Genomic DNA, 14,557 nt, shown 5'->3' with positions numbered 1-14,557 from the left:
CAGCCACGCAGACTCAGCATGAGAGGCTGGAAGAGCACCCGTCCCGACCAAACGGGCGGCGAGCCGAGCCCGACGGGCCGCGGCGCAGTATCAGTGACACCAGGAGGAATGACGTGCGGAGCAGTTCAGACACCGTCGAAACGCGGTCGGCCCTGGTGGTGGGGGCCAGCGGAATTGCCGGGTCGGCGCTGGTGGACAGGCTGGCTGACGAGGGGTGGGACGTGGTGGGGCTCTCCCGCAACCCGCTGCGCCGCCGCGACGTACGCCATGTGAGCGCGGACCTGAATTCCGTGGAGGATCTGCGCGAGGGTCTGGCCGGCGAATCTCCCACCCACGTGTTTTACACGGCGTGGTCCAGGATGAATACGGAACAGGAAAACATCGAGACAAACGCGGGCATGCTGCGGAACGTCCTCGCGAGCCTCAGCGGCAAGCCCGTGAAGCACGTCGCCCTCATGACCGGGCTGAAGCACTATCTGGGCCCGTTTGAAGCCTATGCGGCAGGGCAAATGCCGGACACCCCGTTCCGGGAGAGCGAGCCCAGACTGCCGACGCCCAACTTCTACTACGCCCAGGAAGACGAACTGTGGGCAGCCGCCGGCACGCAGGGCTTTGGCTGGTCCGTGCACCGGGCGCACACGGTGATCGGACATGCAGTCGGAAACGCCATGAACATGGGACTCACGCTCGCCGTCCAGGCCTCCATCTGCAGGGAACTGGGACAGCCGTTCATCTTCCCGGGCTCCGAGACGCAGTGGAACAGCCTCACGGACATGACCGACAGCGGGCTGCTGGCGGACCACATGATCTGGGCGGCCACAGCGGACAACGTCAGCGACGAGGCCTACAACATCGTCAACGGCGACGTCTTCCGCTGGCGGCGCATGTGGCCGGCGCTGGCCGCCTACTTCGGTGTCGAGCCAGTGGGCTACGCCAACGAACCCCGCCCCCTGGAGCAGCAAATGCGCGGCATGGAAGGCGTGTGGGCAGGCATCGCCGCCCGCCACGGGCTGGCGGAACCCGACCTCGCACGAGTCGCCTCCTGGTGGCACACGGACGGTGACCTGGGCCGGAACCTCGAAGTGGTCACCGATATGAGCAAGAGCCGACTTGCCGGCTTCACCGGGTACCGCCGAACCGAAGACGCCTTCCTCCGGCTGTTCGACCGGTACCGGGCGGACGGCCTGATTCCGGCAATGCCCTAGGGGACGCCACGGCAGCGGGGGCCTTTCAGCACTAGACCGGCGGTGACCCGTGGGGCCACAGTGAATCATGGGGTCCACGAGTGCTGGCAGCCGGCGCCGGTGGTGGCTGATCGCGGCCGTCGTGGCCGCCGCGGTGCTGCTGCTCGGCGCCGCGGTCCTGCTGCTGCAAGGGGCGCCGACGGCGTCCCCGCCCGCATCTGCGCCCGTCACCTCGCCGGCGTCCGGATCCGCCTCCGAGACCCCGTCCCCTGACTCGCCGACCGCGGCTTCGCCGGCCCCGGGCACCAGCGTGCCTGCTCCGGCCGTTCCCGTCCCGCCAGCCCCTGAACCGACCGCTCCGCCCCCGGTGCCGGCCGTTCCTGCTCCCGTGCCGCCCGCGGCGCCGTTCCCCGCCGCGCTCGCCGGACGCGATGTCGAGACCATCCCGGGCGCGGGCCGGGTGGTGGCCCTGACGTTCGACGCCGGCGCCAACGCGGCCGGACTTCCCAGCATCCTGCAAAGCCTCGCCGCCGCGGGCGTGCGGGCCACGTTTTTCCTCACCGGCAGCTGGGCTGCCGCGAACCCCGGAGGCGTGGCGGCGATCGTCGCCGGAGGGCACCGGGTGGGCAACCATTCCATGACCCATCCGGCATTCACCGGACTGCCGGACGCCGGCATCGCGGACCAGGTTACATCGGCCGAGCGGGCCATCCGGGCGGCCGGCGCGGACCCGCGGCCGCTCTTCCGGTTTCCCTTCGGCGATCGCGACGCCAGGACCATCGCCACCGTCAACAACCTCGGCTACCTTCCGGTGCGCTGGAGCGTCGACACCCTGGGCTGGAAAGGCACCAGCGGCGGGGTGACAGCGCAACTCGTGGCTGACCGGGTCCTGGCGGCACTGCAGCCGGGGGAAATTGTCCTGATGCATATCGGTTCCAACCCCGACGACGGCACCACCCTGGACGCCGATGCCCTGCCCCGGCTGATCAACCGCATCCGCCAGGCCGGCTATGGCTTCACCACCCTCGACGCACTCGTGGGCTAAGGGCGCATCCCGGGCCGAACGCCACTGTCGCGGCGCACCGATCGCTGATAGGACTGGGCCATGACGGAGTCGCCCACAGTTGCCGCCGCGCTGGCCCCCGTCGACGCCGTGATCTTTGACCTCGACGACGTCGTGACCGACACCGGAGAGCTCCGCGCGGCAGCCTGGAAACAGCTCTTCGACGACATCATGAAGGACCCCCGGCTTCCCGCCGACGCGCGGCGCGGGCCCTTCACGGACGGCGACTTCGCACGCTGCGTCGAGGGCCGGACCTGGGAGGACGGCGTGGCTACCTTCCTGGCCTCGCGCGGCGTCGCCATTCCCCGCGGCTCGCCCGCGGACGGCCCGGCGGAGTGGACGGCGTTCGGACTCGCGCAGCGCCAGGGCGGGATCTTCGAAAACATGCTCGCGGGCGGTCCCGTTCCGGTCTTCCCCGGTACCGTGGCGCTGCTCGAGCGGCTCCGCGCAGGGCGGATCCCGGTCGTCCTCGCCACCTCCAGCCGGAATGCCGCCGCAATCGTGGCCGCCGCGGGCCTTGGCGACGGCTTTGATCACATCGTGGATGGCCAGACGGCCCTGGACCACGACGTCGCCGGAATGCCGGCGCCGGCTTTGGTCCTGGAGGCCGTCCGCAGAATGGAGATCACCCCGGCCCGGGCCATGGTGATCGCCGCCGCCGCGGCCGGCGTGGAAGCGGGGCGGCGCGGAGGCTTCGGGCTCGTAGTTGGCCTCGACCGGGCCGGGCGGCGGGCCGCGCTGGAAGCCGCGGGCGCCGACGTCGTGGTTGAAGACGTCAGCGAACTGGACATCGGGCTGGTCATCACGCACCCGTGGCTGCTGGTCTACGAGGGATTCGACCCGGCCCACGAACGGCACCGGGAGGCGCTGACCACCCTCGGCAACGGCTATCTGGCCACCCGCGGCGCCGCCCCGGAGCACCGCGCGGGCGAAGTCCACTATCCCGGCACTTACCTCGCAGGCGTTTACAACAGCCTGACAAGCAATGTCCAGGGCGAGGTGACAGTGGACGAACACATGGTCAACATCCCGGACTGGCTGCCGCTGGATGTCAGGATAGGCGACGGCAACTGGTGGTCCGACGGCGGCCTGACGCTCCGCAGTGAGCGCCGCACGCTGGACCTCAAACGCGCCCTGCTGACCCGGGAAGCGGTTCTGGAGGACGACGCCGGGCGGCAGCTTCAGGTGCTACAGCGCCGGCTCGTCTCCATGGCCGAGCCCCATCTGGCCGCGCTGGAGACGACGCTGACCGCCGTCGGGTGGAGCGGAACCGTCAGCGTCCGCAGCGGCTGCGACACCGGCGTCACCAACTCCAACGTGCCCGAGGACGCCCAGCTGGCCAACCGGCACCTGACGGCGGTGACGGTGTCCTCCTCCTCCGGGGCCGGGCCGGACGCCTCGCAGCTGACGGTGGAGATGCAGACGAGCGGGAGCAAGATCGGGATCGCCTTGGCGCTGCGGACGCGGATTTCCGGCGGCGGACAGCCGCAGCCGGAACCCGGAGCCGGCGGGGTTCCGGCCGGTATTACCGAGCCGGCCGGGGGCCTGCACGGACACCGCTTCGACCTGCCGGTCACGGACGCCGTCCCCGTCACGGTCACCAAGACGGTGGCCGTCGCGACGTCGCGGGACCACGCGATCGCCTCGCCGGTCTCGGCCGCGCTCGCCGTGCTGGCGCGCGCACCCCAGGACTTCGGCGAACTGCTGGCAGCCCATGAGACGGCGTGGAGCCTCCTCCTGGCGCCGTTCATCATCGAATCCGATGCCCCGTCCCAGGCGCAGCTGATCCTGAACCTCCACGTCTTCCACCTGCTGCAGACGCTCACCACCCACACGGCCGAGCTCGACGCGGGGGTCCCGGCCCGCGGGCTCCACGGCGAAGGCTACCGGGGCCACATCTTTTGGGATGAGCTGTTCGTCCTGCCGGTCCTGAACTCCCGGCTGCCCGCGGTGGCCCGCGAACTGATTGACTACCGCTGGCGGCGCCTGGGAACGGCGCGGGACGCGGCCCGCAAGGCCGGGCTGCGCGGCGCCCTCTTTCCCTGGCAGAGCGGCAGCGACGGCACCGAACAGACACCCAAGTTCCTGTTCAACAAGCTCTCCGGTCACTGGATGCCTGACTACTCCCATCTGCAGCGGCATGTGGGTCTGGCGGTCGCCTACAACGCATGGCAGTACTTCGAAGCGACCCAGGACCGGGGCTGGCTGACCCGGCACGGTGCTGAGATTGTGGTGGACGTCGCCCGGCTGTTCGCATCCATGGCAGCGCATGACGCTGCGGAGGACCGCTTCCACATCAAGGGCGTCATGGGGCCCGACGAGTATCACACCGGCCATCCGGGCAACCCCGGCGGCGGCCTGGACGACAACGCGTACACGAACATCATGGCGGCCTGGGTGTTCGACCAGGCCGTCTGGATCATGCACTCCGTGCAGGGGTTCGACATGGAGGAGCTGCGGTCACGGCTGGAGATCACGCGGGGGGAAATCGACGCCTGGGCGCACCTGAGCCGGCGCATGTTCGTCCCCTTCCACGACGACGGCATCATCAGCCAGTTCGACGGCTACGGCGCACTCCGGGAACTCGACTGGAACCACTACCGCCGCGCCTACCGGAACATCGAACGGCTGGACCTGATCCTCGAGGCCGAAGGCGACAGCACCAACCACTACCGGCTGGCCAAACAGGCGGACGTCCTGATGCTCCTGTACGTCCTGGGCGAGGACCAGCTCCTGGGGTTCCTGCGCCGGATGGGCTACGACGTCGAGCCGGCGCACATCGCGGCCACGGTGGACTTCTACCTGGCCCGGACCGCGCACGGTTCCACGCTCAGCCGGGTCACCCACGCCTCCGTGCTGGCGCAGCGGGACCCGGAGCGGGCGTGGGCCACGTTCCGGGAAGCGCTGGACACGGACCTGGACGACACGCAGGGGGGCACCACGAGCACAGGCATCCACCTGGGCGCCATGGCGGGCTCGATCGACGTTGTCCAGCGCAGCTTCGCCGGACTCCGGATCACCCGCGATGCCCTGGACTTCACCCCGCGGCTGCCGGCGGAGCTGCACCGGGTGGAATTCCAGGTCCGCTACCGTGACCAGCTGCTGGCGGTGCACCTCGGACCGGACCGGCTCAGGGTGTCCGCGGCCCCGGGGGACGCCGCCCCGGTGCTGGTGCGGGTCGGCGCGGAGAAGGTGCTGATCCGGGCTGGCCGGGAGCACGAGTTCCTTCGCGCCGCCGGGCCGTCCGGCTGACGCCACGTGCGGGCTATGTGTGCTCCATGTGCAGCACGGCCGCTCCCGTGATCCGGTCCTCGGCCAGATCCCGCAGTGCCTGATCCGCGGCCTCGAACGGGTACGCCATGGTGGTGGGGCGGAGCGGGATCTCGGCGGCGATCCGGAGGAATTCCTCGCCGTCGGCCCGGGTATTGGCCGTGACGCTGCGCAGCTGGCGTTCGTTGAAGAGCTCGTCGCTGTAGTGCAGCGGCGGGATGTCGCTCAGGTGGATGCCGGCGACGGCGAGCGTGCCGCCGCGGTCCAGGGCGCGAAGCGCCACCGGCACCAGCCCGCCGGCGGGGGCAAAGAGGATCGCGGCGTCGAGGGGATCCGGTGGCTGTTCCTCGGCGCCGCCGGCGAACGTCGCGCCCAGATCCAGGGCCAGCCGGCGGGCCTCCGCGGACCGGGTCATGACGTACACGCGGGCACCCCGGTAGAGTGCGATCTGGGCCGCCAGGTGCGCGGAGCCGCCGAAGCCGTAGATGCCCAGCCGGCCGCCGATCGGCAGTTCCGCCCGGCTCAGCGCACGGTAGCCGATGATGCCTGCGCACAGGAGCGGCGCAGCCTGCTCGTCGCCGAACGTCTCCGGGATCCGGTAGGCGAAGTTCTCGGCCACTGTGACGAGCTCGGCGTACCCGCCGTCGCGGTCCCAGCCGGTAAACGTGGGGGACAGGCACAGGTTCTCCTGGCCGCGCACGCAGAAGCGGCAGGCGCCGCACGTGCCGCCCAGCCAGGCCACCCCCACCCGTTCGCCGAGGCCGAACCTGGCCGCACCCGGGCCGAGCCCGATCACCTCACCCACCACTTCGTGGCCCGGGATGGTCCCGGGGTGCCGGGGTTCGAGGTCGCCCTCGGCCAGGTGCAGGTCTGTACGGCACACGCCGCAGACGCGCACTTTGAGCAAGACCTCCCCGTGCCCGGGCACGGGATCCGGGCAGTCGCCAGCCACGAGGGGTCCGCCGGAAATCGGCCCCGGACGTTCAACCCGCCAGGCGCGCACCGCGGCCTCCTTTACTGCAGTCCCGATGTTGTTTCATGCGGTTTCCATGCGCTTCGTCGCCGCTCCCTTGGATCCGTAAGCGGCGGTCAGCGGCTGACGAGCACGTTGCAGCGCGCCTTGTGCAGCACGGCGGAGACCGTGTTGCCGGGTCCCGCCGAGGGGTTATGGGTCCCGAGTACCAGGACGTCGGCGTCGGCTGCGGCGGCAAGGAGCTCCCGGGCGGCGGCATGGCTGCCGAACAGGACGCCGGACACTTCCAGCCCGGGGGCCAACCCCCGGGCCTCGTCGATGGCGTGGTCCAGCAGCTCTTCGCCGAGGAGCCTGGCATGGCGGCCGTGTTCCTCCCGTGCCCCGCCCCGCAGCGTGTCCACATGGACGAGGTGCAGCGGGGCGCCGAGAATTCCGGCCAGCCGGACGGCCTCGGCCAGAGTGGCGTGGCTGCGGGGCGAGGCGTCGACCCCCACCACGACGGGGCCGCCGGGGATGCTCGGGCGCCGGATCACCATGACGGGGCAGTGTGCCGAGCCGGCCAAATCAAGGCAGACCGAACCCGCCACGGGGCCCAGGACGGCGCCAAGTCCCCGGCTGCCGACCACCAGTAGCCGCGCGTCCCGGGCGGCGTCGCGCAGGACGGGCGCGGCGAGCCCGGCCTCGATGACGCCGTCGACGGCGGGACCGGGGTGTTCCGGGTCGGTAAGGGACGTGAATCGTTCGATGCCAGCCGCTTCGAGCCCGGCCTCGGCCGCGTCGCCGGGCGCTGTTTCACGGGGTTCGGTAGGGGGTTCGACGCCGGGCCGGGTGCCCGGTTCAGTGGCGGGTTCGACGCCGGCTGCCCCCACCCCGGTTGCCTCCAGGAGGGCGCTGCGGGCCAATTCGACGCCTTCCGCGAGGATGGCTTCGGCGGAGTGCCGCAGTCCGCTGCCGGCCACTCCCTTGACGGGGCCCAGGTTCTTGGTGAAGACCGGCCATACCCAGGCGTGGACCACCCGAACGTCGAGCCCGGTGGCGGCCGCGTAGCCGGCGGCCCAGCGGACGGCAAGCCGGGCCGCCTCGGATCCGCCGTAGCCGACTGCCACGACGCCGCCTTGATGCTCTGCGGGTGCCGACATTCTTCCTCCCGGCTCGGCGGACGCACCCCTTCGCCCGGCTATACGTGCAGCCCCAGTAGAACGCGGCGGTCCGTCAATGGCTAGGGGCTTTGGTCCCGCGAGCCGGCCTGCTGCTCGCGCAGTTCGCGTCCGTGCCGGATGTCCTCTTCCTCCCGGGCCTGCAGCTTGTCGCTCTGCTTGGTGTCCCTGGGCGGCAGCTGGATGGTCTCTTCCGCCTCGATTCCGGCCTGCAGCTGCCGGCCGCGTTCCATCTCGGCGTCGAACTCCGCGCCGAACAGCAGTGACATGTTCAGGATCCAGAGCCACAGCAGCGAGATGATGACGCCGCCGATAGCGCCATAAGTCTTGTTGTAGCTGCTGAAGTTGGCCACGTAGAACCCGAAGGCCAGGGAAGCCAGCAGGAAGATCATCAGGGCGATGAAGGACCCCAGGCTCATCCACCGGAACTTGGGCTGCTTCACGTTGGGGGTGGTGTAGTACAGGATGGCGATCGCGAGCACGACGAGCAGCAGGATTACCGGCCATTTGGCAAAGTTCCAGACGGTGAGGACGATCCCGCCCAGGCCAATCGCCTTGCCGACGGACTCTGCCACAGGCCCGCTGAGAACCAGCATGAAGGCGAGGGCGACGACGATCAGCAAGGTGGCAACGGTGACGGCGAGCATGGTGCCACGGAGCTTGATGAACGGCCGGCCCTCGTCAATTTCGTAGATCCGGTTCATAGCCCGGCCAAACGCCCCGACATAGCCGGAGGCGGACCAGAGTGCGGTGAGAATGCCGATCACGAGTGCAAATCCGGCAGTGGAGGAACTGCTGAGCTGCTCGACCGGCTGGCGGATGGCGTCCACAGTTTCAGCGGGCGCGAAGCCCTGGACGATCTCCAGGAGCGCCGACGTGGTCTTCCCGGCCTGGCCGAAAATGCCGAGCAGGGACCCGAGCGCCAAGAGCGCGGGGAAGATTGAGAGGACCGAATAGTAGGTGAGGGCCGCGGCGAGATCGGGGCACTGGTCCTTGGTGAATTCCCGCAGCGTCTTCTTCGCGATGTACTTCCACGACGGCTTGGTCACCTCGGTGGGGCTGTCCGGCTTGCGGGAGTCGTCCGGAGGGGGTGCGGTCCGGGCCTTGGCGGTGCTGCTCTCCGGGGTTTCGGCGTCGGCTGAAGTGGCGGCCGCGGCGGGGTTCTTGAACATGGAAGTTCTTCCTTCGGGGTTAAGTGCATCAGCCGGCCGTCCGGCGCGTGAGCGCAGGACGGCCGGCCGGGTTCGAACGGGATCAGGCCCGCTGGACGTTGTCCTTGGCCTCGACGGTGCGATCCTTGACGTCAGCAACTGCCCCCTGGCCCTCGGTCTTGACATGCTCGGTGGCGTCGGCGGCTGTCGCCTTGACGTTTTCCATTGCGGCCTGGACCGGCTCCCTGAGGCCTTCCGCCACGTGTTTGGCGGCCTCGGTGAGTTCCGTGGTCAGCGGTTCGGCCGCGGTCTTCAGTGCATCTGCGGCTTCGCGTTCCTTCTGGCTCGCCGGGATCAGGGAGGAGACCAACAGGCCTGCCCCGAACGCAATCAGACCTGCGGCCAGGGGGTTGCCCTGGGTTTTGGTCTTGACCTGCGCCGGGGCGTCCCCGATCGCAGTGCCGGCGTCACCCACGTGTGCGCCGGCACTGCCGGCAGCCGCGTGCATGCTCCCGACAGTGTGGTCGGCCGTGCCCATGACTTTCTCCTTCACTCCGAAGACTGCGTCCTTGACGTTTTCTTTGACCCTGTCAGTCTGCCGCTGGACGATGTGCGACGGCGTGACCTTGTCGGCCACGGCGTCGACGTTGGTGCCAAGACGTGCGCGGGTAGCTTCGATATCTGCTCGGATGACATCCGGGTTTTCACTCATCGTGTTTCCTCGCTGGAACTAGGGGTTGGGTTTGAGCGTGGGCGGGATTTCCTGCAGGGTCTCGGAGGTCTGAGGCAGGCCGTTGATTGCCTTGAGTTCCTTGCGGCCGGTCGTGGCCAGGACGGCGGCAACGATGCCCCAGATCAAGGCGACGACGACGGCGGACCAGCCCAGCCCCATCAGGCTCCCGAGCGCCCACCAGAGCGCCAGGGACAGGAACAGAAGCACGAAGTGTCCCGCGACGCCGGCGCCGGCGAGCATGCCGGCGCCCTTGCCGGCCCGGGCGGCCGACTGCTTGAGTTCGACCTTGGCGAGCTCGACTTCCTGCCGCATCAGGATGGACATGTCCCTCGTTACCTCGCCCAATAGGTCGCCGAGGGACGACGATTCGGCCTTGGCATGCGCGGCGGTCGGAGGCATATCGCTCATCGACGGCCACCGTCGAAGGGGTCACTGCCGTGAGGGTCACTGCGGAGCGGATCCTGCCCGAGCGGGTCGGTCACGACGGGCTCGGAGGCCCAAGGGTCCTGACGCTTGCCGTCGCCCACCTGATCAACATCCAGCGGGTTCGGCGGGTAAGGGTCCGCGAAGCCCGCCGTCGTCGTTTCCGGGGCCGGCATCTGGACCGGCGGCGGCGGAACCGCGTTTCCGGTGTCCGGAACCCGGCTGATCGGCGCCGCTGGAGTGCCGGTGGCCGACGGAGCGGCGGCCGTAGCGCCGGTCGGCTCCGGGGCGCCTGCGCTGAGGCTCCGGCTGAGCCGGCCGGCCAGGACACCCGCTCCTGCCGCAAGCAACAGGAAGGTCCCCGGCTTCTGCCGCGCAAAGGACTTCACCTCGTTCAGGAGCGAACCGGGATCCCGGCCGTCAAGCCACGTTGCCGCGGCGGAGGATCGCTCGGCGGCCTGGCGTACGAGGTCGGTGGCGACGCCGGGCTGCTCGGAGGCCGCAGCCATGGAGTGAAGTTCGGTCGAGACGGACCGCAGGCCCTGGGCCACCTTCTGCTGCTGCACACCCGCTTGTTCAGTGAGGTCTGATTGCGCTTGGTGCAGGAGGTGTCGGGCGTTCGTTTTGACCTCAGCAGCCACCTGGGTGGCTTCGCTCTTAGCCGTCTCGGCCACATTCTGGGCCGAATCCGCGGCCAGGCGGGAGACCTCCGCGGCCTCATGCCTGGTGGTGTCGGTGGTGGAAGCACCGGTGGCCGTTGTCGGGGGCAACGTTAACGGCCCTCCGTCCGGAGTCGCGCTGTAGATTTCGCCGTCGGCGACGGGCGGAAACGTGGACGCCTGCCGGAGGGGAGTCTGCTGGGTAGCCGTAGGGGTGCCGAGGCTCCCATCCTGGGGCCATGGGTTCTCTGTCATCTTCGCTCTCTTTCAAAAAGATCGGCTGCTGATCAGACGCCAGCCATGCTGGAGTTAAATAGTAAGCATGATTACTAATAAATAGTAAGTACCCTTGTTTGTTGATTTTGGTGCGGATGTGGGTTACCCGGCCGGGCGGAGTGGCCGGGGATGCCGGTGAACTAGGGTTGAACCATGGAAGATGCGGGGGATAGCTGATGGCCAAGCGGGGCAGGGGCCGGGTCGCAGGAGCCGCCGAGCCGGGAGTCGTGGACGTACCCAAGGGTTCCCGTCCGGCCGGTCCCGTGGCGGGGGTGTACTACATCGACACCGGAGACTGCGAGCTGATCCCGGACCAGGACAATTCCACCGGCTGGCTCCTGCGCATCAATGGCGTCATGAGCTCGCACATTGACCTCGCGGACCCGCTGTTCCTGGACTTCGAGTACATGCGCTGGATCTCTGCCTTGGTCGAGTCGCGCTGGCCCCGCGAGTCCAAGCCCAAGCTGCGCGCCCTGCACCTCGGCGGGGGAGCATGTTCACTGGCCCGCTATTTCCACGCCGCCTACCCGGACGCCCGCCAGGTCGTGGTGGAGCTGGACGGCAAGCTGGCCGACTACGTCCGGGGCTGGTTTGACCTGCCCAAAGCCCCGCTGCTGCGCCTGCGGGTGGGGGAGGCCCGGGAAGTCACCGAGAGCCTGACCCCGCAGACCCGGGACCTGATCATCCGCGACGTCTTCGCCGGATCACTGACCCCGCGCCCCCTCACCACGAGGGAATTCACCGAGCACGCCAAACGCGTCCTCGCGCCGGGAGGGGTCTACGTCGTGAATTCCGGCGACGCCCCGGACCTCAAGAATGCCCGCGAAGACGCCGCCACCATCGCGGACGCCTTCGCCTACACGGTGCTCATCGCCGATCCGGCCATGCTCAAGGGGCGGCGTTACGGCAACATGATCATGGCCGGCAGTGACCTCCCGTTCGACGACGATCCCGGCCTTGCGCGGCGCCTGCTCGGCGGTGCGGTGCCGGCCCACATCTGGAACGACGAGAAGGTGCGGGCATTCGCGGCCGGTGCCGCCGTCCGCCACGACCCGGCAGGCCAGGTCCCGGCGCCAGGGCCGTCCGAACCCCCTCAGCCGTCGACTGCTCCGTAACGGCCCTTTTGGGGCTCCATAAGGGCGCCTACGGAGCAGTCGATGGGGTTCCGCCCCGGCCCAGCAGGGCATCGCGGTGGGCTGCGGTCTGCTCCCGCAGGGCCTGAACGAGGGCCGCGACCGCCGGGCGGCGCATCGAATCGGGCCGCAGCACCATCCAATAGGGGAGCATCTCGGCAAATTCCTCCGGCAGGAGACGGACCAGGTCCGGATGGAGGTCGGCCGCGAAGCACGGCAGGAACCCGATCCCGGCGCCGGCGCGCGTGGCCTCCACGTGGACAAAGACATTGGTGGAGCTCAGCCCGTCCCGCATCGCCGGCACCAGCCGCCGCGGGGCATCCAGATCGTCCACCTGCAGCATCGAATCGACGAAGTAAACGAGCGAATGTGCCGTCAGTTCCTCCACGGTGGCCGGGGTCCCGTACTCGGCCAGGTAGTCCCGGGAGGCATACATCCCCAGCATGTACTCGCCCAGCTGTGCGGCCTCTGCCCGGTGCACCTGCGGCTCTCCGACCACCACCTCGATGTCCAGGCCGGAGCGCTGCTGCAGCGCCCGGCGCGTCACTGTGATGATCTCGACGCTGAGGCCGGGATGGTGGCGGCGGAGCCGGGCCACCGCCGGGGCGGCAATGTAGGCGCTGAAGCCGTCCGTGGCCGTCATCCGGACCACTCCGGTGATGGGATCCGGCGTGTGCCCGGGCTGTTCCAGGGTCCGGACGGCGCTTTCGACCTGCTCGGCCACCCGCACGGCCTCGGCGCCGAGTTCGGTCAGTTCCCAACCGCCCGACGCGCGCGAGAGCACCCGGCCGCCGAGCGACTTCTCCAGCGCCGCGATCCGCCGGGAGACGGTGGTGTGGTTCAGTCCGAGAGTCTGGGCCGCCGTCGTGAATTTCGCCGAACGGGAGACGGCGAGCAGGACCAGCAGGTCATCAGGATTGGCGTTCATATCTGCAATTCTGCACACATAGGGTGCCCGTTTGGCCATTGAACCGCCGCGGATGTGCGGCAATACTCAATGGAGCCATTTCAGTGCTGTGCGTCACAGCGCGTGTCACCGTGGACACTAAGGAGAACCAGATGAGCGTAAACGAACGCTCTGCAACATCCCCCGCCGCACCCGCATCCAAGGGTTCCGGGCTCAAGAAGATCGTCGCAGCATCGATGGTGGGAACCGTCGTCGAGTGGTACGAATTCTTCCTCTATGCCACCGCCGCCACCCTGGTGTTCGGCAAGTACTTCTTCCCCGCCACCGGCAATGAGCTGGACGGCATTATCCAGGCGTTTCTGACTTACGCCGTCGGCTTCGTGGCACGCCCGCTGGGCGGCATCGTCTTCGGCCAGATCGGCGACAAGCTGGGCCGCAAGCCCACCCTGCAGCTCACGATCGTCATCATCGGTGTCTCCACCTTCCTGATGGGCTGCCTCCCGGGCTTCGCCACCCTCGGATACCTGGCGCCGGCACTGCTGGTCTTCCTGCGCTTCATCCAGGGCTTCGCCCTGGGCGGCGAATGGGGCGGCGCCGTGCTGCTCGTCGCCGAGCACAGCCCCAACAAGACCCGCGGCTTCTGGTCCAGCTGGCCGCAGGCCGCCGTCCCGGTGGGCAACCTGCTGGCCACCCTGGTCCTGTTCATCATGTCCAACATGCTCAGCGCCGCCGACTTCCTCGGCTGGGGCTGGCGCGTGGCGTTCTGGCTCTCCGCCGTGATCGTGTTCGTCGGCTACTACATCCGCACCCACGTCTCCGAATCGCCCATCTTCCTCGAAGCCAAAGCCCAGCTGGAGAGCGAGCAGGCTGTCAGCTACGGCGTCCGCGAGGTCATCCGCAAGTACCCGAAGGGCATCCTGCAGTCCATGGGCCTCCGGTTCGCGGAAAACATCATGTACTACCTCGTGGTCAGCTTCTCGATCGTCTACCTCAAGACAGTGGACAAGTACGACACCTCATCCCTGCTGCTCGCCCTGCTGATCGCGCACCTCGTGCACTTCCTGATCATCCCGCAGATCGGCCGGCTCGTGGACAGCTGGGGCCGCAAGCCCGTCTACCTCGTCGGTGCCATTAGCGGCGCCACCTGGCCGTTCTTCGCCTTCCCGATGTTCGACACCCGCAACCCGGTGATCATCGTCCTGGCCGTCACCATCGGCCTGTGCCTGCACGCCTTCATGTACGCCGGCCAGCCGGCCCTGATGTCGGAGCTGTTCCCGACCCGGATGCGCTACGCCGGCGTCTCCCTGGGCTCGCAGGTCACCTCGATCTTCGCCGGTTCGCTGGCGCCTCTCCTGGCCACCCAGTGGCTCAAGGACACCGGCTCCTGGCTGCCGACCGCGGTCTACCTGGTGGTCGCCTGCGCCATCACCACCGTGGCAGTCCTGAGCCTGAAGGAAACCAAGGGCATCGCCTTGGAAGACGTGGACCGGGCCGACGCCGAACGCGAGGGCCTGTCCGTAGCAGCCGTACGCTGAGCTGCTTGAGTTACCTGGCGGCTTGAGTTTGCGGGCTGCTTGAGTTTGGGCCGGCCCCAGCCATGCTGGGGCCGGCCGCCTCATTAGATTTAT

12 protein-coding genes are annotated in these 14,557 nt (G+C 68.9%); 5 read left to right on the top strand and 7 right to left on the bottom strand.

Going from position 1 to position 14,557, the window contains the following annotated elements; genetic code table 11:
* Positions 1 to 113 precede the first annotated feature (113 nt).
* From ACVWZ7_RS09485 to ACVWZ7_RS09475, 3 genes are all read left to right on the top strand, one after another.
* A complete protein-coding gene (locus ACVWZ7_RS09485; RefSeq protein WP_456507682.1) occupies positions 114 to 1,205 on the top strand; it encodes an SDR family oxidoreductase in 1,092 nt (363 codons plus the stop codon).
* 67 nt (positions 1,206 to 1,272) lie between these two features.
* Entirely contained in the window at positions 1,273 to 2,229 is a 957-nt protein-coding gene (locus ACVWZ7_RS09480) for a polysaccharide deacetylase family protein (protein ID WP_456507681.1), read from the top strand.
* Positions 2,230 to 2,289: 60 nt separating this feature from the next.
* On the top strand, positions 2,290 to 5,499 hold the full coding sequence (locus tag ACVWZ7_RS09475) for an HAD family hydrolase (RefSeq protein WP_456507680.1): 3,210 nt from the start codon (positions 2,290 to 2,292) through the stop codon (positions 5,497 to 5,499).
* A gap of 13 nt (positions 5,500 to 5,512) precedes the next feature.
* Here ACVWZ7_RS09475 and ACVWZ7_RS09470 read toward each other — a convergent pair whose 3' ends face one another.
* The 6 genes from ACVWZ7_RS09470 to ACVWZ7_RS09445 all read right to left on the bottom strand — a co-directional run bounded on the left by ACVWZ7_RS09470 (position 5,513) and on the right by ACVWZ7_RS09445 (position 10,868).
* Entirely contained in the window at positions 5,513 to 6,520 is a 1,008-nt protein-coding gene (locus tag ACVWZ7_RS09470; RefSeq protein ID WP_344361279.1) for a zinc-dependent alcohol dehydrogenase family protein, read from the bottom strand.
* A gap of 86 nt (positions 6,521 to 6,606) precedes the next feature.
* Positions 6,607 to 7,629, bottom strand: coding sequence for a universal stress protein (locus ACVWZ7_RS09465; RefSeq protein WP_456507679.1), 1,023 nt, complete (start codon positions 7,627 to 7,629; stop codon positions 6,607 to 6,609).
* Positions 7,630 to 7,709: 80 nt separating this feature from the next.
* Positions 7,710 to 8,819, bottom strand: a complete 1,110-nt coding sequence (locus tag ACVWZ7_RS09460; RefSeq protein WP_456507678.1) for a YihY/virulence factor BrkB family protein — start codon at positions 8,817 to 8,819, stop codon at positions 7,710 to 7,712.
* Positions 8,820 to 8,901: 82 nt separating this feature from the next.
* Entirely contained in the window at positions 8,902 to 9,510 is a 609-nt protein-coding gene (locus tag ACVWZ7_RS09455) for a DUF3618 domain-containing protein (RefSeq protein WP_456507677.1), read from the bottom strand.
* 18 nt (positions 9,511 to 9,528) lie between these two features.
* Complete coding sequence (locus ACVWZ7_RS09450) at positions 9,529 to 9,930, bottom strand: phage holin family protein (protein ID WP_116765529.1); 402 nt, start codon at positions 9,928 to 9,930, stop codon at positions 9,529 to 9,531.
* Between the two features lie 5 nt (positions 9,931 to 9,935).
* Entirely contained in the window at positions 9,936 to 10,868 is a 933-nt protein-coding gene (locus ACVWZ7_RS09445; RefSeq protein ID WP_456507676.1) for a hypothetical protein, read from the bottom strand.
* Positions 10,869 to 11,065: 197 nt separating this feature from the next.
* Between ACVWZ7_RS09445 and ACVWZ7_RS09440 the strand changes: the two genes are divergently transcribed.
* Entirely contained in the window at positions 11,066 to 12,004 is a 939-nt protein-coding gene (locus tag ACVWZ7_RS09440) for a spermidine synthase (protein WP_456507675.1), read from the top strand.
* A gap of 28 nt (positions 12,005 to 12,032) precedes the next feature.
* On the opposite strand, the gene ACVWZ7_RS09435 is transcribed toward ACVWZ7_RS09440, so the two are convergent.
* The gene (locus ACVWZ7_RS09435) at positions 12,033 to 12,950 is read right to left on the bottom strand and encodes a LysR family transcriptional regulator (RefSeq protein ID WP_344361266.1); all 918 of its coding nucleotides are present in this window, start codon (positions 12,948 to 12,950) and stop codon (positions 12,033 to 12,035) included.
* A gap of 131 nt (positions 12,951 to 13,081) precedes the next feature.
* Between ACVWZ7_RS09435 and ACVWZ7_RS09430 the strand changes: the two genes are divergently transcribed.
* Positions 13,082 to 14,464, top strand: coding sequence for an MFS transporter (locus ACVWZ7_RS09430; RefSeq protein WP_116765533.1), 1,383 nt, complete (start codon positions 13,082 to 13,084; stop codon positions 14,462 to 14,464).
* The last annotated feature ends 93 nt before the right edge of the window (positions 14,465 to 14,557 follow it).

The organism is Arthrobacter sp. TE12232 (assembly GCF_054062615.1).
The sequence above is the reverse complement of the archived record's forward strand: the minus strand, read 5'-3'. Positions and strand labels throughout refer to the sequence as shown.

What these genes read in the sequence shown, in the direction of transcription:
- ACVWZ7_RS09480 (WP_456507681.1), top strand. Translation starts at nt 1,273, where the DNA reads ATGGGGTCCACGAGTGCTGGCAGCCGGCGCCGGTGGTGGCTGATCGCG.
- ACVWZ7_RS09475 (WP_456507680.1), top strand. Translation starts at nt 2,290, where the DNA reads ATGACGGAGTCGCCCACAGTTGCCGCCGCGCTGGCCCCCGTCGACGCC.
- ACVWZ7_RS09465 (WP_456507679.1), bottom strand. Translation starts at nt 7,629, where the DNA reads ATGTCGGCACCCGCAGAGCATCAAGGCGGCGTCGTGGCAGTCGGCTAC.
- ACVWZ7_RS09460 (WP_456507678.1), bottom strand. Translation starts at nt 8,819, where the DNA reads ATGTTCAAGAACCCCGCCGCGGCCGCCACTTCAGCCGACGCCGAAACC.
- ACVWZ7_RS09455 (WP_456507677.1), bottom strand. Translation starts at nt 9,510, where the DNA reads ATGAGTGAAAACCCGGATGTCATCCGAGCAGATATCGAAGCTACCCGC.
- ACVWZ7_RS09450 (WP_116765529.1), bottom strand. Translation starts at nt 9,930, where the DNA reads ATGCCTCCGACCGCCGCGCATGCCAAGGCCGAATCGTCGTCCCTCGGC.
- ACVWZ7_RS09445 (WP_456507676.1), bottom strand. Translation starts at nt 10,868, where the DNA reads ATGACAGAGAACCCATGGCCCCAGGATGGGAGCCTCGGCACCCCTACG.
- ACVWZ7_RS09440 (WP_456507675.1), top strand. Translation starts at nt 11,066, where the DNA reads ATGGCCAAGCGGGGCAGGGGCCGGGTCGCAGGAGCCGCCGAGCCGGGA.
- ACVWZ7_RS09435 (WP_344361266.1), bottom strand. Translation starts at nt 12,950, where the DNA reads ATGAACGCCAATCCTGATGACCTGCTGGTCCTGCTCGCCGTCTCCCGT.
- ACVWZ7_RS09430 (WP_116765533.1), top strand. Translation starts at nt 13,082, where the DNA reads ATGAGCGTAAACGAACGCTCTGCAACATCCCCCGCCGCACCCGCATCC.